Raw genomic sequence first — 21,149 nt, 5'->3', positions numbered from 1 at the left:
CCACAGCATGACCGATGTCGAACTCGCCGCCCACCTGGCGGAAACCGCCGGCAAGATCCTGGTCCAGGTTCGCGACTCCGGCCTGTTCAGCGCCAAGGCGCTGGGCAAGGCCGGGGACCAGACCGCCAACCAGTTCCTGGTCCATGCGCTGCGCGAACAGCGGCCCGAGGACGGGCTGCTGTCCGAGGAGATGAAGTGCGACGGCTCCCGGCTTGGCCAGGGCCGGGTGTGGATCATCGATCCCGTCGACGGCACGCGCGAATATGGCGAAGGCCGAACCGACTGGGCGGTGCATGTCGGCCTGGCGGTGGACGGCGTGGCCACGATCGGCGCGGTCGCCCTGCCCGGGATGGACCTGACCCTGACCACCGCGGCGCCCCGGCCGCTCGCGCCGGCCAACACGCCGCCGCGCATGCTGGTCAGCCGCACCCGCCCCGCCGCGGAGGCGGTGGCGGTGGCCGAAGCGATCGGCGCCGAGCTTCTGCCCATGGGCTCGGCCGGGGCCAAGGCCATGGCCGTCGTCCGCGGCGAGGCCGACATCTACCTCCACACCGGCGGCCAATACGAGTGGGACAGCTGCGCGCCCGTCGCCGTGGCCCAGGCGGCGGGGCTGCATGTCAGCCGCGTAGACGGCTCGCCGCTGCGCTACAATTGCAGCGACCCCTACCTGCCCGACCTGCTGATCTGCCGGCCAGAATGGGCGCAGCAGGTTCTGGCCCTGGTCCAGGCGATGCCCAAGGCCGCCGCCGAATAGCCCAACGGAAAGCCGCCGGGCGTCAGGCGCCCGGCGGCTCGATCGGCCATCGCCCTCTCCTGCCCGCCGCAGCGGACAGCAGAGGGCTTTTTTCTGGCCTGAGATCAGCCGGCGACGCGGCTCGGCAGCTCGACGATCGACGACCCCATCGCCGACATCTCGCCGCGGTGCGTCAGGGCCTCCTGCTGGATCTCGACATAGTGCTTGCCGCCCTGCACGAACTTGCGGGCCACATAGCCGTCGATGAAGATCACGTCGCCGTCGGGATTGTGGCGGCGGATCTGGCACTTGTTCTTGTACAGAAAGCCGGCGTCGCCCATCCAGTTGGTGATGTGGTGGGTCAGCCACGAGCAGCGCTCGGGGCCGTAGTCGTAGGCGCCCGGCGCGCCGACCTCCAGCGCGAAGGCTTCGTCCCAGTGCACCCGCTCGGGGCAGTCGGGCACGTTGAAGCGGTTCTTGATGCCCAGGCCCGGGTGCTTCTGCTGCATCTGCCAGGCCATCTTGTTGCAGCGGATATAGAGGCCGCCCCAGCCTTGCGCATAGGCGATGAAGCCGGTGACGGTCATGGGGCCCTTGATCATGCGCGGCAGGGCCTCGCCTTCCTTGACGTCTTCCCAGTAGCGCGGGACAGCGCCGCGGATTTCCTCGGCCGCATAGATGTCGGAGAACGACGCCAGCTGCTCCTCGGTGAACGGCTCCACGCGGCCACGGGCTTCGGTATATTTGGTGCCGCGCTCGCGCGCTTCGTCGCGGTCGGTGCGGAACACCCAGCTGTTGCAGTCGGCGACCTTGTCGCCGCGCTGGTTGAAGAAGTCGACGTGATAGATCTGCTGGAACGAGCGGCCGGCGAAACGGGTCTGGTGCTCGATCAGGTCCTTCAGGTGGGCTTCGGTGCTGATAGTGTCGTTGCGCAGGACCGGCTTTTCCCAGGTCCATTCGGCGCCGGCCCACATGGCGTGGACGCCCGACAGGCCGCCGACATAGCCCGAGACGATGCGGCTGGTGCTGAACAGGAAGCTCGGCAGGGCGACGATCGAACCGAACGCGGTCTTCTCGGCATAGGCCGGATCGCACCACAGGGGGTTGTCGTCGCCGATGCCGTGGGCGTAGTGGCGGATGCCGTCGCGGGTGGCTTCGTAGTTCCACGGCTCGATCGTGTCGGTGATCTTGACGCCGATGCGCTTACGCAGGTCGTCCAGGCCGGCTTCCGTGATCTTCGGGAAACGGTTGACGGTCTCTTCCATTACGTCGGTCATTTGGTCTTCTCCTGAAATTCAGTGGACGGGCGCGGTCGCCGCCGCGGCGGCTTCGCGGTCGCGCAGAACCTTGCGGTTCACCTTGCCCGCGGGGGTCTTGGGGAGCTCGTCGGTGAACTCGACGAGGCGGGGGAACTCGTGCTGGGCCAGCCGCTCGCGCGTGAAGTCCTGCAGTTCCTTGACGAAGGCGTCGCTGGCCGCGCGGGGCGAGACGACGAAGGCCTTGACCACCAGGCCGCGGGTGGCGTCCGGCGCGCCGATCACGGCGCATTCGTTGACGTCCGGATGCTTGAGCAGGGTGTTTTCGATCTCGACCGCGCTCATCGTCCAGCCGGCGGAGATGATCACGTCGTCGGCGCGCCCGGCGTGGTAGAAATAGCCGTCCGCATCGACCTTCGCGAGGTCCTTCGTGGTTTCCCAGCGGTCCCGCCGCCACAGCATCAGCTCGCCGACCACGCCGGGCGCGGTCGGGGCGCCGTCGGGGGTCTGCACCTGCAGCTTCAGGCCCGGCACGGGCTTGCCCAGCGAGCCGGGCTTGACCACGAAATCGTCGGCGCCCGGATAATTGACCAGCACCACGCCGATCTCGGTGGTGCCGTACATGCTGCAGGCCGGCACGTGGAAGGTCGCTTCGATGAAATCCAGCGTCGCCGGGTCGATCGGCTCGCCGGTGTAGGACAGCTTGCGGATCGAGAAGTCGAAGTCCGCCGCCTTGCCGGTGTTCTTCATCATCCGGTAGTGGGTGGCCGCGGCCGACATGTTGGTGATCCTGTGGTCCTGCAGAGCCTTCATCAGCCGCACGGCGTCGAAGCGGCCGGCGAAGGTGCCGGTCGAGACGCCCAGCGCCAGCGGGGCCAGGGTGCCGTGCCACAGGCCGTGGCCCCAGGCGGGCGAGGACGGGCAGAAGAATTCGTCGCCAGGGCGTACGCCCGTGCCGTAGAGCGCCGCGAACATCAGCGTGACCAGCGCCCGGTGGGTGTGCTTCACCGCCTCGGGCAGCTCGCGGGTGGTGCCGGAGGTGTACTGGAACACCGCCAGGTCGCCCGCCTTGGACTTCGGCGTGTAGGTGGCCGGATAGACCAGGATGTCGTCGAGCAGGCCGTCGTCGGCGACGACGACGCGCAGGCCGTCGATCTGGCGCGCCAGCGGCGCCTTCTCCGAATTGGTGATCAGGATCGTCGGCTTGCAGTCGTCGACCCGCAGCCGCAGCGCATCGGGCCCGAACAGCGTGAACAGCGGCACGCTGATCGCGCCGGTCTGCATCGCCCCGAACAGGCAGACATAGAAGGGCAGAGACGGCTCCAGCATGAAGGCGATGCGGTCGCCCTTCCGGATCCCTTGCGCGTCGAGCCAATGGGCGAACCGGGCGGCGCCGGCGGCGATCGCGTCGAAGCTCAGGATTTCGTCCCGGCCGTCGGCATGGGCGATGCGCACCGCCGCCCGGCCCATCCCGTCGGCGTGGCGGGTGATGCACTCGTGGGCGATGTTGAGTTCGTCCTTGTCGCCGTCGAACAGCGCCCACAGCGCGGCCGAGCTGCCGTGCGCCTGGGCGTCTGCGAAGCGCGAATAGTCTGTCAGCTTCACCATGGACCCACCGGTTTCGGAGCGACGCCGCGTGCGATCGCGCGCCGGCTCAGGAATGATCCGCAGATGGGCCTAATCGCTTGTTGTTGTAAATATAGAATGATATTCAATATATTGAATGAAAAGTCCCGCACGCAAAACCCCGCCTGTCGATCGCGCCCTGGCCGCCGCCGTCAAGGAGAGCAAGGCGCCCGCCATTTCGCGCGCCGCCGCCGTCCTGCGCCTGCTGGGCAAGAGCGACGTCCCCCTGGGCCTGCAGACCATCGCGCGGGAGTTGGGACTGGTGCCCAGCACCTGCCTCTATGTCTTGCGGGCCTTGGTGGCGGAGGAGTTGGTGTCCTTCGACGCCGACACCAAGCGCTATGCGCTGGAGGCGGGAATCCTGACCCTCGCCCGGCAGTGGCTGCGGCGAAACCAGTTCCCTGACCAGGTCCAGCCGGTGCTGGATCGGATCGCCGAAGACTTCGGCGTGACCATGCTCGGGGTCCAGATCGTGGGGCTGGATCACATCATCGCCGTGGCGGTTTCGCGCTCGGGCGCCACCATCCAGCTCAGCACCCAGGTCGGCAGCCGCTTCCCCGCGCTGATCAGCGCGACCGGACGCTGCATCGCCGCCTTCGGCGACTATCCGGAAACGGAGCTCGAGGCTCGCTTCCACACGCTGCGCTGGGACGAACCGCCGACCTTCGAGACCTGGAAGCAGCAGGTCGCCGAGACCCGGGTCCAGGGCTTCGGCGTCGACGAGAGCAGCTATATTTCCGGCGTCACCGTGGTCGCCGCGCCGGTGTGGAAACGCAGCGGCAATCCCAGCCACGCCCTGGTCGCCATTGGCATCAGCAGCGCCCTCAAGCGCAGCGGCGTGGCCGCGCTGGGCCAGGCGCTGCTGGCCGGGGCGCGCGACCTATCCGGGGACTGGATGGGCGGGTGAAGATCAGCCGCTGACCCGTATCGCCAGCACGCTGCCCTCCGCGTCTCCGGAGACGTACAGCGTACCGTCCGCCCTCGCCGTGATCCCGGCGAACGGTCCCATCGGGCCCGACATATTGCCGATCGGGCCCAGGAACTTCGGCGTCACGCCCGCGGGCGCGCCGACCGGCAGGCCCGAGGCGATCGTCCGGCGCGCGCCGCTGGCCAGGTCGTATTCGACCAGGTCCTTGGCCAGCGCGTCGACGACATAGAGCAGGCTCCCTCGGACCAGGACGCCCTGCGGTTCCTTGAGGCCGTCGACGACGGTTTCCGCGCGGCCGCCGGCGGTCTTGACCACCCTCCCCGCGCCGGACTCCGAGATATAGACGGTTCCGTCCGCACCGATCGCCACGCCCATCGGTTCGTCGAGCCCGCTGGCCAGCACCTCGGCCTGGCCGGACTGGATCGCCAGCACCCTGCCCCCGCCGGCCTCGGCGACGACCACGCCGCCGCCCGGCGCGACCGCCACGCCGTAGAGGCGATCGTAGCCGTCGCTGAGGATCTCGCTTTCCATCGCCGCCGGCCGCCAGCGCGCCACCTGGCCGTTGGCGGTGGTGACCGTCACCTCGCCCGGCCCCGACGCCGCCGCGCCGCGGACATAGCCGGGGCAGCCAGGCGTGAAGAGCATGCCCGCCACCTGCCGCTCCTCGCCGGGCTTCACGAAGTAGCAGTACGGACCGTCGGCCACGAACAGCTCGCCGTCCTCAAGCATCGCCAGACCCAGCGGCCAGTTGAAGCCGTCGGGAACTACCGAGCGCAGCGCACCCCCGCCCAGGATCTCGTTGACCTGGCCGGAGATGCTGGAGACGAAGATCCGCTCGCCGACGAAGGTGACGTTGTCCAGGCCGGGCGCGATCGTCGCCAGCACGGTCCGATCGCCGTTGCGCGGGTCGATCCGCAGCACCTGGCCGCTGGCCACCTGGGTCGAGACGATGAAGCCCTGGGCGTCGAACTTGACCGAGTCCGGCACGCCGAGGTCGCGCGCCACCACCTCGGGCGCCCCGCCGTCGAGGCTGATCCGCCAGATCTCGTTGGCGCCCATCACCGGGAAATAGAGCTTGCCGTCGGGGCCCACGTCCATGGCGTTGGGCATCGGCAGGTCGGTGGCGATCATCCGCGGCGCGCCGCCGTCGCGGTCGAGCTCCATGATCCTTCCGCCCATCCGGCATTCGCCGGCGATCAGCCGACCCTGGCGGAAGGCGATCGGGTTGGCGACCGGGATGTCGCCATAGACCACCCGCGTCGTACCGTTGGGGGCGAGCATGCTGACCCGCCCCTCGGTGATCTCGGTGGCGTAGAGGTTGCCAGCGTCGTCGAACACCAGGTCGTCGGGCGCGACGATGTCGCCGCCCTTGGAGGTGATGATCTCGACCACCCCGGTGTCGACATCGATGGCGCTGATCGTGCTGCCCGACACCTGGGCGACATAGATGCGCCCGTCAGGCCCGGTGCGCAGGCCATTGGCGCCGAACAGGCGGCTGGGCGGGGTGATCCGCTCCAGCGTCCAGCCCTCCGCCGCCGTGGCCGGAACCGAGGTCGTGTAGCGCCCGTGTTGCAGCGACATCCCTAGCCTCTCCTGCAAGGGCAGCCGCCCCTTGTCTCAAGGCGGCCCGGCGCCGGCTGGCGAGGGCCGCGTCAACCCGAGTGAAGCGCCCTACTGCGTCGCGGGTGCGAAGCCGAGCAGGCTCTTGATTTCCAGATATTCGTGGAAGCCGAACTCGCCCCACTCGCGGCCGTTGCCGCTCTTCTTGTAGCCGCCGAACGGGGCCTGGAAGTCGAAGCCGCCGTTGATGCTGACCCAGCCCGTGCGCATCCGGCGGGCTACGGCGTTGCACTGCGCGGCGTCGGCGCCGACAACATAGCCGGCCAAGCCGAACGGGCTGTCGTTGGCGATCTCGATGGCGTGGTCGACGTCGTCATAGGCGATGATCACCAGCACCGGGCCGAAGATCTCTTCGCGGGCGATGGTCTTGTCGTTGGTGGTGACGAAGACGGTGGGCTTCACATAGAAGCCCTTGGCGAGGCCGTCGGGACGGCCGGGGCCGCCGGCGATCAATCGGGCGCCTTCGCTGATCCCCAGCTCGATATAGCGCTGGATGTCGTTGTACTGCCCCTTGGACACCACCGGACCCATGGCGAAATCGCCCTTGGGATCCCCCACGGTGACGCCTTCGGCGGCTTGCTTGGCGGCCGCGACGGCCTCTTCCAGGCGCGAGGCGGGAATCAGCAGGCGCGAGCCGGCGCTGCAGGTCTGGCCCGAATTGACCATCATGCCGGCGGTGGCGGCGTCGACGTTCTTGGCCAAATCGGCGTCGTCGAGCACGATATGGGCGCTCTTGCCGCCCAGCTCCTGGCAGACGCGCTTGACGCCCGGCGCGGCGTTCCTGGCGATCTCGACCCCGACGCTCTCGGAACCGGTGAACGAGATCATGTCCACTTCGGGGTGGGTCGAAAGCGCCGCGCCGATCACGCCTCCGCTGCCCTGGACCATGTTGAACACGCCCGCCGGAACACCGGCCGTGTGGAGGATCTCGGCCAGGATATGGGCCGAATAGGGCGCCAGCTGCGGCGGCTTGAGGATCATGGTGCAACCGGTCGCCAGGGCCGGGAAGATCTTCACCGTGGTCTGGTTCATCGGCCAGTTCCACGGCGTGATCAGGGCGCAGACGCCGATGGGCTCCCTGACCACCAGGGTCGCTCCGCGCTGCTCCTCGAACTTGAAGGTGCGCAGGGAGTCGATGGCGGCGGCCAGGTGCCCCGCGCCGAGCCCGACATGGAAGCCGTTGCCCAGGGCGGACGGCGCGCCCATCTCCTCGACGACCGCCTCGCCCAGCTCGCCCATGCGCCTATGATATTCGGCCTGGATCGCCAGCAGGAGCTCCAGCCGCGCCTCGCGTGTGGTCAGCGACCAGCTGGGAAACGCCTTGCGCGCGGCCGCGACGGCCTTCTCGACGTCGGCGACCGAGCCCAGGGAGATCGCGCCGGACACCGCTTCGGTCGCCGGATTGATGACGTCGGTGGTCTTCGGCTCGATCGGATCGACCCACTGGCCGTCGATGTAGAACTTGAGATATTCGCGCATGACATCTCCCTAGGACCACCGAGTTTGACGTCTCGGGTTCTTGATCGTCCGCGCCGGGCCCTTGCGGGCCGGCCCGGATCCGGGTCGATTTACTGAGTGCCTTCGGCGTACCAGGTCCGGAATTCGGCGTATTTCGGCATCTCTTCCGAATTGGCCTTCGGATCGATGGCGACGTGGATCACCGCGACCTTGCCGCTGGCGTAGGCGCGGGCGATGGCCGGGCCGATATCCTCGGCCTTGGTGACGTATTCGCCGTAGCAGCCGAAGCCCTCGCCGATCTTGTCGAAGCGCACTTCCTTGCTCCAGTGGGTGCCGGTCTCGGCGGTGCCCTGGCCGAAGGTGCGCTTGTAGACCCCCACCTCCAGGCCCCATTGGAAGTCGACGCCGACGACGCAGACCAGCGGCAGGTTGCAGCGCACCGCCGTCTCCAGCTCGCCGATATGGAACAGGAACGAGGAGTCGCTGGTCAGCAGCATGCCCGGCCGCTTCTTGCCGGTCGCGGCCTGGTCGGCCAGCATCGCGCCGGTGGCGTAAGGCAGGCCGGTGCCGATGTGGCCGAAGTTCTGGTTCCAGATCACGTCGTGCGGCTTGCACATCGAATAGGTCCACTGGAAGATCACCGTGGCCCCGCCGTCGCGGATCATGATCCCGTCCTTCGGGAAGGCCTTGGTGGCCTCGACCACGAACCGCGAGGTGTGCATCGGCACCTCGCCGCTGCCGTCGCTCTTGGTCAGGGTCTCGGCGGCCAGCGAGTCCAGCTCGGCCTGGCCGTCCTTCATGAACTTGGCCAGGCCCGGGGCCGGCGCCAACGGCTTGTCCTTCAGCGCGGCGACCAGTTGCGGCACCACGCCGCGAAGGTCGCCGACCAGCGGCACGTCGATCGGCCGGTTGACGCCGATGGCGGTCGGGTCCTGCTCGACATAGATCCACTTGCGGATGGCTTCGTTCTTCACCCAGTAGCGCCAGCGGCCATAGTGCACCGGCTCGCCCAGCTCGGTGCCCAGGGCCAGGCAGAGGTCGGACTCGGTCACCGCCTCGATCGAGGCGTTGGAGAACACGTACTGGAAGGTGCGGTCCTCCAGGCCCGGAATATAGGAGGTGCCGCCGGAGGTCTGGATGACCGGGCAGTTCATCAGCTCGGCCAGTTCCTTGACCGCCGCGCCCATGCGCGTGGTGTGGACGGCGTGGCCGACCAGCAGGATCGGGTTCTTGGCCGCCCGGATCAGCTTGACCGCCTCGGCGACCTGGTCGATGTCCGCGCCCTGGTTGACCAGGCGGTAGCGCGACGGGGGCAGCGGCTCGGGCAGGTCCAGCTCTTCGGTGATGATGTGGCTGGGATATTCGATATAGACCGGGCCGGGCGTGCCGCCGATCGCCTGGCGGATGCCCTCGCGGATGATCTCGTCGGTCTGGTCGGCATATTCGATCGAGGCGGCGTACTTCACCGAGTTCTCGAACAGCGGCATCTGCTTGACGAACTGGATGCGGCCGCGGCGCACGCGCTGCTCGGTCACCCGGGCCCGCTGGCCGCTGAGGAAGATCACCGGCGAGTTCTCGACCAGGCAGCATTGGATCGCCGGGGCGGCGTTAGCGATGCCCGGGCCCAGGGTGCCGATGCAGAGGGCCGGCTTGCCGGTCATCCGCGAGGCGGCTTCGGCCATGAAGCCGGCGGCGGCTTCATGGTGCGGAGCGACGACGGTCCAGCCGCGGGCTTCGGCCTCCAGGAACATGTGCACGAAGTTCGGATCGGGGATGCCGAACAGCGTGTTGATCCCCTCGGCCTCGAACAGGTCCAGGATGCGCTTGTAGACCGGTACGCCCATGGAGAAGTCCCTTTTCATTGAGCTCGTCGGGCCTGCTGGCCTTGCGACGAACTTGCGCTTTTTTCGATCCGGAGCCGCGTGAGGTGGTCCTGGCGGCCGGTGATATCGACGACAGGCGAGCAGCTGCGATGATGACTTGATCGGTGCATAGAGGCGTCCAAGACCGCCCGTCAATGAAGCCTCGGCGACCTATCGCCGGGGCGCTATCGGCGGGCCGATCGGCCCGGATTTCGGCCCTGCGGCCGGGCGATATCGCCCCCTCGTCGCGCGCCGACGACGACGAAAAACGCCCGGCTCCCTCTGCGGGAACCGGGCGTCGTCATGCGTCAGGATCGACCGGCGCCGATCACTCCCGATCGAGCAATCGCGGCGAGCCCCGTCCCATGTAGCGGGCCAGGTTGCGGTGGAAGTTGGTGACCTTGCGCTCCTGGTGCGGGTTGGGCAACGGGCCGCGGAAACCGCGCGACTTCATGCCCTTCTGCACGCAGGCCATGTTCGAAAAGTCCTGGGCCAGCACGCTGCCCCAGTTCTCCGCCGTGGCCTCGGCATAGACCCATTCGGTCTTGGGCTCCTGGCCCTCGGGAAAGCGCTCGATGGCGTAGGACTCGAAGATGCACTTGTTGGGATCGTCGCCGTACGGGCGGGTGCGGTAGCACAGGGCGAAGGTGACGCCCTGCAGGATGGCGGTGTTGGGGAAGATGTTCCAGGCCAGGCCCGCCCGGCCCATCTGCTCGGGCGTGATCGTCGGCCACTCGACGCCGCGCGCGGCGTCGTCGGCCTTGGCCGAGGCCAGCCAGTGCTTGATCACCTCCTGCGGCGGCGTGCCTTCCGGCAACTCGTCGACCAGCCGTTTGGCGGCATTGACCAGGGTCTCGGTGGTGCTGGCGTTATTGACGGTCTGGTAGATCTCGTTCTGCAGCTCGTAGGTCGAGATCCGCGCGTCGGCGCCCTTGCCGGCTCGGGTGATGCTGCTGCTTTCCTTGGTCTTCTTGGAGGCGTCGCGCTCGTCGAAGCCGCTGACGCCGTGCAGGCCGTAGGCGGCGCTATAGGCGTAGTATTCGCCATATTCCAGCAGCTGCGGGTGCGTGCCGGCGACATGGTAGGGCTCCATGAACGCTTCGAGCGCGGTCTTCCAGTTGCAGTCGTAGATCACCCACTGGCGCCACTTGTAGCGCATCTTCTCGAACTGGAAGGGGTCGAGGATGCCCGCGGCCGGCTCCAGATAGTCGCGCAGCGAACCGCATTCCGGATCCATGTTGACGAAGATCCAGCCGCCCCAGCTGTCGGCCTTGATGGCGTTCAGCGAAGTGCGCTTTTCGGTCAGCGCGCCTTTCCAGTCCTGCGGATCGAGGACGTAGGTGTTCTTGCCGGCAAGACCGAAGGTCCAGCCGTGGAAGCCGCAGACGAAGTTCTTCTTCTTGCCGCAGCCGCGGTTGGCGCCTTCGGGCACGTCGACCAGCCGGCGGCCGCGATGCGGACAGACATTGTGGTAGGCCTTGATCGAGTCCGGACCGTCGCGAACGATCAGGATCGACTCTTCGCCGATTTCATAGGTGATGTAGTCGCCGACCTGCGGGATTTCCTCCACCCGGCCGGCGACCTGCCAGACCTTGGACCACAGCCGGTCGGCCTCCTCCGCCGCATAGTCGCGGGAGAGGAAGGCCTCGACCGGATAGGTCAGCGGCTCTTCGAGATCTTCGACGGCGATGTTGACCGGCTTGTTCATGACGTTCGTCCTCCGCCTTCTTCCCCCGGGTTGAAACGAGCCCCCGCCCGCCCGAGGCCGTCAGTTCGAGAATTCCAGCCCCGGCATGTCGTCCGCGCGCCAGTCTTCCAGCAGCTTCTGGAACGCGTCCCAGCCCGGCCCATAGGCGCGGAACAGGCGCCACTTGGCCTTGTCCTCGCCTTCGTTGTTGAAATAGCTGGGCGTGCATTCGTGCGCGAACGAAGACACATCGATCTCCATCGACTCGAAGTGGCTGACATAGTCGTCCTGCGCCTGCTGGGTCGGCTCGACCACCTTGGCGCCGCGCGCCAGCGCCTGGCTGATGATGTGGGCGATGTGATAGCCCTGCCGGCCGTTCTGCTCGGTGACCGACGCGTTCAGCCCGCCCTGGATGTAGCCCATGTAGAACTGGTTGGGGAAACCGTGGGTCATCACCCCGTGGAAGGTCCTGGGACCGTCGGCCCAGTGACGGTAGATCGACAGGCCGCCCCGCCCCTCGATCGTGTCGATGCCCCAGCGGCGATCCAGGTCGCTGGTCACTTCGAAGCCGCTGGCGAAGATCATGCAGTCGACTTCGTATTCCTTGCCGTTGGCGACGAAGCCCTTTTCGGTCATCCGCTCGACGCCCTTGGTCAGCGACACATCGACCAGCTCGACATTGGGGCGGTTGAAGGTGGGATAATATTCGTCGCTCGACAGCGGCCGCTTGCAGAGGAAGCGGTAGTAGGGCTTGAGGGCCTCGGCCGTCGCCGGGTCCTCGACCAGGGCCTCGACCCGCCGGCGCAGGCGCTCCATGACCCGATAGTCGACGACCTCGCGCTTGGCGACATAGTCTTCCAGCGACAGCTGCGGCCAGCCCTCGGCCGCCATCTCGGCGGCGAAGTTGCGGGCGATCTCGGTCCAGATGTCGCAGACCAGGTCTTCCTCGCCGGGCAGGAAGGCCTCCATGGCGGCGCGGTGGAAATTGGCTTGGCGCGCCTTCTGCCAACCGGGCTGGAGCGACTTGACCCATTGGGGATCGGTCGGCGGATTGGGGCGTTCGTCGACGCTGGAAGGCGTGCGCTGCACGACATAGAGCTGCTGGGCGTATTTGCCCAGGTGCGGCACCGCCTGGATCGAGGTCGCCCCGGTCCCGACGATGGCGACGCGCTTGTCGGCGAGCTTGTCGAGCACCGGGTTCTGGTAGTCGCCGCCGGTGTAGCTGAAGTCCCAGCGGGCGGTGTGGAACATCTTGCCCTTGAAGGTCTCCAGCCCCGGCACGCCGGGCAGCTTGGGCATGTTGAGCACGCCGCTGGCGATGATCACGAAGCGGGCCAGCAGTTCATCGCCGCAATTGGTCGAGACCCGCCAGCGGCCGAGGCTTTCGTCCCAGCGCAGCCCGTTGGTCTGGGTGTGGAACAGCGCCTTGTCGGCGAAGCCGAATGTCTCGGCGATCCGCTTGGCGTAGCCCTGGATCTCCCAGCCGTCGGAGAACTTCTTGGACGGCATGAAGCCGGTCTCTTCGAGCAGCGGCAGGTAGATGTAGGATTCGTTGTCGCACTGGATGCCCGGATAGCGGTTCCAGTACCAGACGCCGCCGAAATCGCCGGCGCTGTCGACATTGCGGAAGCTGGTCACCCCGGCCTTGGCCAGGTGGTAGGCGGCCATGATCCCCGACCAGCCCGCGCCCAGGATGACGACGTCCAGCTCTTCGGACATCGGCGCGCGCGGGGCGACCGGCGTGTGCGGGTCGGTGACATAGTCCTCGACCACCCCGCCGGTGGGACGAACATATTGCGCCTGGCCTTCCCGCCGGATGCGCTTGTCGCGCTCGTGCCGATACTTCTCCCGCATCGCGGGGATATCGATTTCTTCGGCCAAGGGCGTCCGGGTCGGCTCGCAGCTCATTTCCACTCCCGCAATCTTCTCGCCGCCCCTTAATCAACAGGGCCGTCTATTCGCTTGTCCGAGCGTCTAGCACGCCGGGGCGGGCGCAAGAATCCGCCGGAGCGATGAGTGCGGCGGCGGGTCGTCCGCGGCCTTCGCGCGAGCTGAAAACGCCGCTCAGGCCTTGCGCACGAAGGTCGGATCGTCCGCGCCCGGCATGCCCGGAAAGGCGCCGTAGTCGACGGGTTCGATGAAGGTTCCGGTCAGGTCGGTGGGCCCGTGATAGGCCATGCTCCAGTGACGCCACAGGAACCGCCAGGCGCCGTCCTCCTCGACATAGCGGTCGTAATAGACGCCGAAGGTGATGGCCGTGCCGCCGTCCTTCTTCTTGGCGAATTCGGTCATCTGCAACCGTCCGATCGCCGCGCCGTCGCCGACCTCGAGGATCGGCTGGCCCGAGACCAGTTGGATCCGCTCGCAACGGCCCAGCAGGTTGCGGCAGCCCTCGGCGATCTCGTCGCGGCCGCGCAGGCGCAGGCCGGCGATCTTCCATTCGCCTTGCGCGGCGAAGCATTCGGAAAAGCTCCTGGCGTCCTGGCGCCAGACGGCGTCGACGAAGCGCGCATGCAATTGGCGGATGCCGCAGTCGGCGGCGATAAAATCAGTCATCGGATCATTCTCCTGGTCAGGGGACGGTCGATCCTGGCGTCACGCCAGCTGTGCGAACGCCGCTTCGAACGCCGCGTCGCTGATCTCGGTGCGCGCCACCAGCAGGCTGCAGTCGAGGTTGTCGACGATGTAGCCGCCGCCGGTCCACCAGCGTTCGAGGAAGCTTCGCCTGCGGTGGCCGACCACCACCAGGTCGGCCTTCATCTCCCGGGCGAAGTCGCCGATCTGCTGGGCGGGATCGCCGCGCACCAGCCGGCCGACCGGCTGGAAGCCCAGTTGTTCGAGCTTTTCGAGCCCTTCCTTGAGGATCAGCCGATGGGCGTCCAGGTGCATCTCGGTCACGCCGGCCTGGAAGCCCTCCACCAGCGTCACGCCGGAACTGTCGGCCACCACCGACAGCAGGAAGACCTCGGCGCCGCAGCGCTTGGCCAGCAAGGCGCCCTCGCGCAAGGTCGAGCGCCCCGCCACGGTGCTGTCGAACGCCAGAACAATCCGCCGGTACATCGCGTCTCCCCAACGGCGTCCCAACGGCGCCCGGGCGCCTGCATCGGGTCGCCGCTTCGAGGTGTGATCACGCCATTTGGGTCGGCGAACACGCAAGCCCGCCCCGTCAACCATCGCTGCGGCGATAGGCCTCCGGCCGCATCGCTCCGGCGATAAGCGCCTGATCGCTATGGGAACTTGCCGCCAGGCTTTGCATAGTCGGCCGGGCCTTGTCGCGCAGTTGGCGCGCGGGTCGCTCTGAACAATAGACGAGGACCCAGTGCGGGCCATTGACCATTTCATAGCGGGCGCATCGTCGCCCGGCGCCTCCGGCCGTTTCGGCGACGTCTTCAACCCCAACACCGGCCAGGTGCAGGCCCGCGTGCAGCTGGCCACCGAAGCGGAGCTGGACGCGGCGGTGCAGGTCGCCGCCCGGGCCCAGCTCGGCTGGGCGGCGACCAATCCTCAGCGCCGGGCGCGGGTGATGTTCGAGTTCAAGCGGCTGATCGAGCGCGACATGAACGCCCTGGCCGAGGTGTTGTCGTCCGAGCACGGCAAGGTCGTCGCCGACAGCAAGGGCGACATCCAGCGCGGCCTGGAGGTCATCGAGTTCGCCTGCGGGATCCCGCACGTGCTGAAGGGCGACTACACCGAAAGCGCCGGCCCGGGCATCGACGTCTATTCGATGCGCCAGCCGCTGGGGGTCTGCGCGGGGATCACCCCGTTCAACTTCCCGGCCATGATCCCGATGTGGATGTTCGGGATTGCGATCGCGGTCGGCAACAGCTTCATCCTCAAGCCGTCGGAGAAGGATCCGACCGTGCCGGTGATGCTGGCCCAGCTGTTCATGGAGGCCGGCGCGCCGGCCGGGGTGCTGAACGTCGTCCATGGCGACAAGGCCTGCGTCGACGCCATCCTGGCCCACCCGCTGATCAGGGCCGTCAGCTTCGTGGGCAGCTCCGACATCGCCCAGTACGTCTATCAAACGGGCACGGCGCACGGCAAACGCGTCCAGGCCATGGGCGGGGCCAAGAACCACGGGATCGTGCTGCCGGACGCGGATCTTGACCAGGTGGTCAAGGACCTGTCGGGGGCGGCCTTCGGCTCGGCCGGCGAGCGCTGCATGGCCCTGCCGGTGGTGGTGCCGGTCGGCCGCAAGACCGCCGACGACCTGCGCGAGCGGCTGGTGGCCGAGATCGAGACCCTGAAGGTGGGGATCTCCACCGACGCGGCCGCCCATTACGGCCCGGTGGTCAGCGCCGCCCATCGCGGCAAGATCGCCGACTACATCCAGATCGGGATCGACGAGGGCGCGGAGCTGGTGGTCGACGGCCGCGACTTCGCGCTGCAGGGCTTCGAGCAGGGCTTCTTCATCGGCCCGTCGCTGTTCGACGGCGTCACCCGGACCATGAAGACCTACCAGGAGGAGATCTTCGGCCCGGTGCTGCAGATCGTCCGGGCCGACAGCTTCGAGGAGGCGCTGGCCCTGCCGTCCGAGCACCCCTACGGCAACGGCGTGGCGATCTTCACCCGCAACGGCCGCGCCGCCCGCGAGTTCGCATCCCGCGTCAATGTCGGCATGGTCGGCATCAATGTGCCCATCCCCGTGCCGGTGGCCTATCACAGCTTCGGCGGCTGGAAGCGCTCGGGCTTTGGCGACACCAACCAGTACGGCACCGAGGGCGTGAAGTTCTACACCAAGCTCAAGACCGTCACCGCCCGCTGGCCCGAAGGCGCCGTCGAGGACAACGCCTTCGTCATACCGACGATGAAATAGGCGGCGGATCCGGGAGCAACGCCATGATCTCCTCTCCCCCCACCCTTTCGGCGGCCCGTGAAACGGCCGTCGGCGTCGATTATCTGGGCGACATCGCCGTGGTGACGCTGGCGCGGCCGACCGCCAGGCTGGCGGACCTGGCGGCGGGGTTGCTGGAGGCCGCGCACAGGCTGGCGGGCGAGAACCGCGCCCTGGCGCTGATCCTGACGGGCGCAGGGTCCGTCTTCTGCGCGCCGGAACCCAGCGCGGCGGACGTCCTGGCCATGCCCGCCCTTCGCGAAGCCCTGCTGGCCTTCCAGTCCCTGAACGTGCCGGTGGTGGCGGCCGTCAATGGCGCAGCGGTCGGCCCAGGCCTCGGCCTGGTCCTGGCCTGCGACATCGCCTTCGCCCGTCCGCATGCGACCCTGAAGCCCTCTGGCCCTGTCCATCTGGGGGCCTTGTGGTTCCTGTCGCGCAAGCTGGGCCGATCGCGCGCGACCGACCTGGTCCTGGCCGGCCGAACGATCACCGGCGGCGAGGCCCGCGAGCTGAAACTGGTGCAGGACTGCATCGACAAGCGCGACCCGGCCTTCCTGGAAGAGGTCGTTCGCCGCACGGGCGGTCTGCTGAGCGGGTCGCGCGCCTCGCGGGCGGCCGCCCTGCGGCTTCTCCGTCACGCCGCCCTGCAGGGCCTGGCCGAACATCTGGACGTCGAAGCCGCCGCCGCGTCCGAAGCCGGACCCGAGATGCAGGTCATCGCCGGCGAAAAGATCCTGAGATGAGCAGGCCGGTCCCCTTCATCGACCCTCGCGCCGAAGGCGACATCGCCGTGCTGCAGGGCGGCTATGACGGCGCTGCTGCGCCCGGGGACCGCCGGCAGCAGGTCCTGTGGCGCGTAGGGCGGTGGCTGCGCACCCAGGGCGCGGCGCGGCCGACCAGCCTGCGCCGGGCCGACGACGGCGTCGTAGTCGTCAACGGCCAGATCCTCGCCATCGACGCCGTCGGCCAGATTCGCAACCTTTCGACCACCCGTCGAACCAGTGTCCCACCGCCCCGCAGCCTGGGCATCTTTCGCTGAACCGGCGTTAGCGGCCCTACAGCCGCTCGACGATGGTCACATTGGCCAGGCCGCCGCCTTCGCACATGGTCTGCAGGCCATAGCGGCCGCCGCGCGCCTTCAGGGCGTGCAGCAGAGTGGCCATCAGCTTGGCCCCGCTGGCGCCGAGCGGGTGGCCCAGGGCGATCGCGCCGCCATTGACATTGAGCCTGGCCGGATCGGCCCCCAGCGCCTTCAGCCAGGCCATCGGGATCGAGGCGAAGGCCTCGTTGACCTCGAACAGGTCGATGTCATCGAGCTTCAGCCCCGCCCGCTCCAGCGCCCTGCGGGTCGCGGCGATCGGCTCTTCCAGCATGATGACCGGATCGCCGGCGGTGACCGTCAGGTTCACGATGCGGGCGATCGGCGTCAGGTCGAAGCGCTTCAGCGCGGCTTCGCTGACGATCAGCGCGCCCGAGGCGCCGTCCGACATCTGGCTGGCGTTGGCGGCGGTGATGGTGCCGCCCTCCAGGATCGTCTTGACGCCGGCCATCGCTTCCAGGGACGTGTCGAAGCGCACGCCCTCGTCCTGGTCGAAAAGGCCCTCCGCCGTCTGCACCGGCACGATCTCGGCCTTGAACGCGCCCGCCCTGATCGCCGCGGCGGCCTTCTGGTGGCTTTGCAGCGCAAAGGCGTCCATCTGCTCACGGGTCAGGCCGTACTTGTCGGCGACCCTCTGGGCGCCCTGGAACTGGCTGAACTCGGTGACGCCGTAGCGGTCCTGGATCTTCCGGGACCACGGCCCCTCGCCCACTCCGGCCTGGGCGTGGAGCGCGAAGTTCGAGCCCATCGGCACGCGGGTCATGCTCTCGGCCCCGGCCGCGATCACGACGTCCTGCGTGCCCGACATCACCGCCTGGGCGGCGAACTGGATCGCCTGCTGCGACGAGCCGCATTGGCGGTCGATCGTCACCGCCGGCACGCTGTCGGGCAGGGACGAGGCCAGCACCAGGTTGCGGCCGAAGGCGAAGGCCTGCTCGCCGGCCTGGGTCACGCAGCCGACGATGACGTCCTCGATCGCGGCCGGATCGACGCCGGTGCGGGCGACCAGGGCGTCGAGCACGGTCGCGCCCAGGTCGGCGGGATGGACGCTCGACAGCGCGCCCTTGCGCCTGCCGCCGGCGGTGCGCAGCGACTCCACGATATAGGCTTCGGCCATGGTCACTTGTCTCCGGTGAAATCAGGGGCGCGCTTGGCGATGAAGGCGGCGACGCCTTCCTTGCCCTCGGGCGTGCGCGCCAGGCCGGCGATGCCCCGGCTCTCGGCGTCCAGCTGCGCCTCGAGCGAGGCGGTGGCGCTGTCGAGCAGCAGCCGGCGGGTCACCCCGAGCGCGGGCGTGGCCGAACGCGCCAGCTCGTGCGCGACCGCCATCGCCTCGTCCATCAGCTCGCCCTCGACCACCCGGGTGACCAGGCCCATGGCGGCGGCTTCCTCGGCGGTGAGCCGCCGGTTGCGCAGGCAAAGCTCCTGGGCGCGCCGCAGGCCGATCAGGCGGGGCAGCAGCCAGGTGCTGCCGCCGTCGGGCGACAGGCCAAGGGCGCCGTAGGCCAGGGCGAACTGGGCCCGCGGACCGGCCAGCGCGATGTCGCCCAGGATCGCCAGCCCGACGCCCGCCCCGGCGGCCGCCCCGTTGATCGCCGTGATCACCGGCTTGTTCATCCGCATCAGCCGCGCCACCGCCGCATGGACGTAGACGGTGATCTCCTTGAGGAAGGCCGGCAGTTGGTCGCCCGCCGCGGAGAAGGCGGCGACGTCGCCGCCGACGCAGAACAGCCGCCCGGCGCCGGTCAGCAGCACGCAACGGATCGCCTCGTCCTCGTCGCAGGTGATCACCGCCGCCATCAGGGCCTGGGCCGTCGGCATGTCGAGGGCGTTGCCGACCTCGGGTCGGTTGAGGATGATGCGGGCGACGGCGCCGTCGCGCTCGAGGAGGACGGTGTCGGTCATGGCTAGCGTGGACCCATGCGGATCGCGCCGTCGAGGCGGATCACTTCGCCGTTGAGCATGGGATTGGCGATGATCGATCCGACCATCTGGGCGTATTCCTCCGGCTTGCCCAACCGGCTGGGATGCGGAACCTGCTGGCCCAGCGAATCCTGGGTCGCCTGCGGCAGCCCCATCAGCATCGGCGTCAGGAAGATGCCGGGCGCGATGGTCGTCACCCGGATACGATGCTGGGCCAGGTCGCGCGCCGCGGTCAGGGTCAGGCCCACCACGCCGCCCTTCGACGAGGAATAGGCGGCCTGGCCGATCTGGCCGTCAAAGGCGGCGACCGAGGCGGTGTTGACGATCACCCCGGCCTCCTCGCCGTCCAGGCTCGCGGCGACCACGCGGGCGGCGAACTTGGAGATCATGTTGAAGGTGCCGATCAGATTGACCTCGATCGTCCTGCGATAGAGGTCGAGCGAATGCGGCGTCCCATCCTTGGCGACGATGCGCGCGCCGGGGGCGACGCCGGCGCAGTTGACCAGCACTCGGGCGACGCCATGGGCCGCCTCGGCGGCGGCGAAGCCCGCATTGGCGCTGCTTTCGTCGGACACGTTGACCTTGACGAAGACGCCGCCGATGTCCTTGGCGGCGGCGAGGCCGACCTCCTCATTGAGGTCGAAGATCGCCACGCGCGCGCCCTGCGCCGCCAGCAGCCTGGCGGTGGCGGCGCCCAGCCCGGACGCTCCGCCGGTCACGATCGCGCCCATCCCGTTCACGTTCATCGGCCTGTCCCTCTCCCGTCGCAGGACGTCGTCCCGTCGTTCATTTTGTTGCGCAAGATCGACTTCAAGTCGCCTCAAGCGAAGCGGCGAAATCGGATCCCGCCCGATTTCACCGCCGTCAGCCCGACGCCCCAGGCGTCGTCCAGCCAAGTTCCCCGACTCGACCGAAGGTCAGACCAGCTCCACCGCCATCGCCGTCGCCTCGCCACCGCCGATGCACAGGCTGGCGACCCCGCGCTTGAGCCCGCGGTTTTCCAGCGCGCCCAGCAGGGTCGCCAGGATGCGCGCGCCGCTGGCGCCGATCGGATGGCCCAGGGCGGTGGCCCCGCCGTTGACGTTGAGCTTGTCGTCGGGAATGCCCAGGTCGCGGGCGGCGATCATCGCCACCACCGCGAAGGCCTCGTTGACCTCGAACAGGTCGACATCGTCGATCGTCCAGCCGATCCGCTCCATCAACCGGCGCATGGCAGGCACTGGAGCGGTAGTGAACAGACCCGGCTCGTGGGCATGGCCCTCATGGCCGACGACGCGAGCCACGACCTTCAGCCCCAGCTTCTCGGCCACGCTGGCGCGGGTCATCACCAGGGCCGCCGCGCCGTCGGAGATCGACGAGGCGTTGGCGGCGGTGATCGTGCCGTCCTTGAGGAAGGCGGGCTTCAGCGACGGGATCTTCTCGGGCTTGGCCTTGCCGGGCTGCTCGTCGACGGCGACCGTCACCGCGCCGCCGCGGCCGGGGACGGTCACCGCGACGATCTCGCGCGCGAAGGCGCCGCTGGCGATCGCCGCATTGGCGCGCGACAGCGAGCGGATGGCAAAGGCGTCCTGGTCCTCGCGGCTAAACTGGTAGGCCTGCACGGCGTCCTCGGCGAAGGCGCCCATCGCCTTGCCGGGCGTATAGGCGTCCTCGAGGCCGTCCATCATCATGGTGTCGATTACCTGGCCGTGGCCGATGCGGGCGCCGGACCGGTGCTTGGGCAGGGCGTAGGGCGCGTTGCTCATGCTCTCCATGCCGCCGGCGACGATGACGTCGGCGCTGCCGGCGGCGAGGGCGTCATAGGCCATCATCGCCGCCTGCATGCCCGAGCCGCACATCTTGTTGACCGTGGTGGCCTGGGTCGACAACGACAGGCCCGCACCCAGCGCCGCCTGGCGGGCGGGGGCCTGGCCAAGGCCGGCGGGCAGCACGCAGCCCATGAAGATCCGCTGGACCGCGTCCGGAGGCACCCCCGAGCGCTCGACCGCCGCCTTGACGGCCGCCGCGCCCAGTTCGGTGGACTTCAGGCCCGAGAGCTCGCCCATGAACCCGCCCATGGGGGTCCGGGCATAGCCGGCGATGACGACGGGATCGGCGGCATGGTCAGTGATGGGCACGACGGT

18 protein-coding genes are annotated in these 21,149 nt (G+C 68.5%); 5 read left to right on the top strand and 13 right to left on the bottom strand.

The window, feature by feature from the left end; translation table 11 throughout:
• Positions 1 to 7 precede the first annotated feature (7 nt).
• Positions 8 to 754 carry a 3'(2'),5'-bisphosphate nucleotidase CysQ gene (locus tag ACIPQB_RS13130; RefSeq protein ID WP_446485684.1) on the top strand — a complete coding sequence of 249 codons (747 nt, stop codon included), beginning with the start codon at positions 8 to 10 and terminating at the stop codon, positions 752 to 754.
• A gap of 104 nt (positions 755 to 858) precedes the next feature.
• On the opposite strand, the gene ACIPQB_RS13125 is transcribed toward ACIPQB_RS13130, so the two are convergent.
• Positions 859 to 2,010 (bottom strand): FAS1-like dehydratase domain-containing protein, encoded by a 1,152-nt coding sequence (locus ACIPQB_RS13125; protein ID WP_446485683.1) that lies wholly within the window; start codon positions 2,008 to 2,010, stop codon positions 859 to 861.
• 18 nt (positions 2,011 to 2,028) lie between these two features.
• The gene (locus tag ACIPQB_RS13120; protein WP_446485682.1) at positions 2,029 to 3,597 is read right to left on the bottom strand and encodes an acyl-CoA synthetase; all 1,569 of its coding nucleotides are present in this window, start codon (positions 3,595 to 3,597) and stop codon (positions 2,029 to 2,031) included.
• Positions 3,598 to 3,712: 115 nt separating this feature from the next.
• Between ACIPQB_RS13120 and ACIPQB_RS13115 the strand changes: the two genes are divergently transcribed.
• Positions 3,713 to 4,522, top strand: coding sequence for an IclR family transcriptional regulator (locus ACIPQB_RS13115; protein ID WP_446485681.1), 810 nt, complete (start codon positions 3,713 to 3,715; stop codon positions 4,520 to 4,522).
• 3 nt (positions 4,523 to 4,525) lie between these two features.
• Here ACIPQB_RS13115 and ACIPQB_RS13110 read toward each other — a convergent pair whose 3' ends face one another.
• The 7 genes from ACIPQB_RS13110 to ACIPQB_RS13080 form a co-directional block, all read right to left on the bottom strand.
• Positions 4,526 to 6,124, bottom strand: a complete 1,599-nt coding sequence (locus ACIPQB_RS13110) for an SMP-30/gluconolactonase/LRE family protein (protein WP_446485680.1) — start codon at positions 6,122 to 6,124, stop codon at positions 4,526 to 4,528.
• 90 nt (positions 6,125 to 6,214) lie between these two features.
• Positions 6,215 to 7,642, bottom strand: a complete 1,428-nt coding sequence (locus ACIPQB_RS13105; RefSeq protein WP_446485679.1) for an aldehyde dehydrogenase family protein — start codon at positions 7,640 to 7,642, stop codon at positions 6,215 to 6,217.
• Positions 7,643 to 7,731: 89 nt separating this feature from the next.
• Positions 7,732 to 9,465, bottom strand: a complete 1,734-nt coding sequence (locus tag ACIPQB_RS13100) for a thiamine pyrophosphate-binding protein (protein WP_446485678.1) — start codon at positions 9,463 to 9,465, stop codon at positions 7,732 to 7,734.
• Positions 9,466 to 9,811: 346 nt separating this feature from the next.
• Positions 9,812 to 11,191, bottom strand: a complete 1,380-nt coding sequence (locus ACIPQB_RS13095; RefSeq protein ID WP_446485677.1) for an aromatic ring-hydroxylating oxygenase subunit alpha — start codon at positions 11,189 to 11,191, stop codon at positions 9,812 to 9,814.
• Between the two features lie 60 nt (positions 11,192 to 11,251).
• Positions 11,252 to 13,078, bottom strand: coding sequence for a flavin-containing monooxygenase (locus ACIPQB_RS13090; protein WP_446485676.1), 1,827 nt, complete (start codon positions 13,076 to 13,078; stop codon positions 11,252 to 11,254).
• 156 nt (positions 13,079 to 13,234) lie between these two features.
• Complete coding sequence (locus ACIPQB_RS13085; RefSeq protein WP_446485675.1) at positions 13,235 to 13,726, bottom strand: nuclear transport factor 2 family protein; 492 nt, start codon at positions 13,724 to 13,726, stop codon at positions 13,235 to 13,237.
• A gap of 39 nt (positions 13,727 to 13,765) precedes the next feature.
• Positions 13,766 to 14,230, bottom strand: a complete 465-nt coding sequence (locus ACIPQB_RS13080) for a universal stress protein (RefSeq protein ID WP_446485674.1) — start codon at positions 14,228 to 14,230, stop codon at positions 13,766 to 13,768.
• Positions 14,231 to 14,489: 259 nt separating this feature from the next.
• On the opposite strand from ACIPQB_RS13080, the gene ACIPQB_RS13075 reads away from it, so the two are divergent.
• From ACIPQB_RS13075 to ACIPQB_RS13065, 3 genes are read left to right on the top strand one after another with little or no spacing between them, the layout of a single operon-like run.
• Positions 14,490 to 15,986 (top strand): CoA-acylating methylmalonate-semialdehyde dehydrogenase, encoded by a 1,497-nt coding sequence (locus ACIPQB_RS13075; protein ID WP_446485673.1) that lies wholly within the window; start codon positions 14,490 to 14,492, stop codon positions 15,984 to 15,986.
• A 23-nt stretch (positions 15,987 to 16,009) separates the two neighbouring features.
• Positions 16,010 to 16,747, top strand: a complete 738-nt coding sequence (locus ACIPQB_RS13070; RefSeq protein ID WP_446485672.1) for an enoyl-CoA hydratase/isomerase family protein — start codon at positions 16,010 to 16,012, stop codon at positions 16,745 to 16,747.
• The gene (locus ACIPQB_RS13065) at positions 16,744 to 17,043 is read left to right on the top strand and encodes a hypothetical protein (RefSeq protein WP_446485671.1); all 300 of its coding nucleotides are present in this window, start codon (positions 16,744 to 16,746) and stop codon (positions 17,041 to 17,043) included. The genes ACIPQB_RS13070 and ACIPQB_RS13065 overlap by 4 nt, the downstream gene beginning before the upstream one ends.
• Positions 17,044 to 17,059: 16 nt before the next feature.
• Here ACIPQB_RS13065 and ACIPQB_RS13060 read toward each other — a convergent pair whose 3' ends face one another.
• The 4 genes from ACIPQB_RS13060 to ACIPQB_RS13045 all read right to left on the bottom strand — a co-directional run bounded on the left by ACIPQB_RS13060 (position 17,060) and on the right by ACIPQB_RS13045 (position 21,143).
• A complete protein-coding gene (locus tag ACIPQB_RS13060; RefSeq protein ID WP_446485670.1) occupies positions 17,060 to 18,220 on the bottom strand; it encodes an acetyl-CoA C-acetyltransferase in 1,161 nt (386 codons plus the stop codon).
• 2 nt (positions 18,221 to 18,222) lie between these two features.
• Complete coding sequence (locus ACIPQB_RS13055) at positions 18,223 to 19,008, bottom strand: enoyl-CoA hydratase/isomerase family protein (protein ID WP_446485669.1); 786 nt, start codon at positions 19,006 to 19,008, stop codon at positions 18,223 to 18,225.
• A 2-nt stretch (positions 19,009 to 19,010) separates the two neighbouring features.
• Positions 19,011 to 19,772 (bottom strand): SDR family NAD(P)-dependent oxidoreductase, encoded by a 762-nt coding sequence (locus ACIPQB_RS13050; RefSeq protein ID WP_446485668.1) that lies wholly within the window; start codon positions 19,770 to 19,772, stop codon positions 19,011 to 19,013.
• 171 nt (positions 19,773 to 19,943) lie between these two features.
• Complete coding sequence (locus ACIPQB_RS13045; protein ID WP_446485667.1) at positions 19,944 to 21,143, bottom strand: acetyl-CoA C-acyltransferase; 1,200 nt, start codon at positions 21,141 to 21,143, stop codon at positions 19,944 to 19,946.
• Positions 21,144 to 21,149: the final 6 nt, after the last annotated feature.

The organism is Caulobacter sp. LARHSG274 (genome assembly GCF_052871235.1).
Note: the sequence above shows the minus strand (reverse complement) of the source record. Positions and strands in the feature narration are given on the sequence as shown.

Bases quoted from the DNA above. Each gene is read 5' to 3' on its own strand.
- ACIPQB_RS13130 (WP_446485684.1), top strand. From the start codon at position 8: ATGACCGATGTCGAACTCGCCGCCCACCTGGCGGAAACCGCCGGCAAG.
- ACIPQB_RS13125 (WP_446485683.1), bottom strand. From the start codon at position 2,010: ATGACCGACGTAATGGAAGAGACCGTCAACCGTTTCCCGAAGATCACG.
- ACIPQB_RS13120 (WP_446485682.1), bottom strand. From the start codon at position 3,597: ATGGTGAAGCTGACAGACTATTCGCGCTTCGCAGACGCCCAGGCGCAC.
- ACIPQB_RS13115 (WP_446485681.1), top strand. From the start codon at position 3,713: ATGAAAAGTCCCGCACGCAAAACCCCGCCTGTCGATCGCGCCCTGGCC.
- ACIPQB_RS13110 (WP_446485680.1), bottom strand. From the start codon at position 6,124: ATGTCGCTGCAACACGGGCGCTACACGACCTCGGTTCCGGCCACGGCG.
- ACIPQB_RS13105 (WP_446485679.1), bottom strand. From the start codon at position 7,642: ATGCGCGAATATCTCAAGTTCTACATCGACGGCCAGTGGGTCGATCCG.
- ACIPQB_RS13100 (WP_446485678.1), bottom strand. From the start codon at position 9,465: ATGGGCGTACCGGTCTACAAGCGCATCCTGGACCTGTTCGAGGCCGAG.
- ACIPQB_RS13095 (WP_446485677.1), bottom strand. From the start codon at position 11,191: ATGAACAAGCCGGTCAACATCGCCGTCGAAGATCTCGAAGAGCCGCTG.
- ACIPQB_RS13090 (WP_446485676.1), bottom strand. From the start codon at position 13,078: ATGAGCTGCGAGCCGACCCGGACGCCCTTGGCCGAAGAAATCGATATC.
- ACIPQB_RS13085 (WP_446485675.1), bottom strand. From the start codon at position 13,726: ATGACTGATTTTATCGCCGCCGACTGCGGCATCCGCCAATTGCATGCG.
- ACIPQB_RS13080 (WP_446485674.1), bottom strand. From the start codon at position 14,230: ATGTACCGGCGGATTGTTCTGGCGTTCGACAGCACCGTGGCGGGGCGC.
- ACIPQB_RS13070 (WP_446485672.1), top strand. From the start codon at position 16,010: ATGATCTCCTCTCCCCCCACCCTTTCGGCGGCCCGTGAAACGGCCGTC.
- ACIPQB_RS13065 (WP_446485671.1), top strand. From the start codon at position 16,744: ATGAGCAGGCCGGTCCCCTTCATCGACCCTCGCGCCGAAGGCGACATC.
- ACIPQB_RS13060 (WP_446485670.1), bottom strand. From the start codon at position 18,220: ATGGCCGAAGCCTATATCGTGGAGTCGCTGCGCACCGCCGGCGGCAGG.
- ACIPQB_RS13055 (WP_446485669.1), bottom strand. From the start codon at position 19,008: ATGACCGACACCGTCCTCCTCGAGCGCGACGGCGCCGTCGCCCGCATC.
- ACIPQB_RS13050 (WP_446485668.1), bottom strand. From the start codon at position 19,772: ATGAACGTGAACGGGATGGGCGCGATCGTGACCGGCGGAGCGTCCGGG.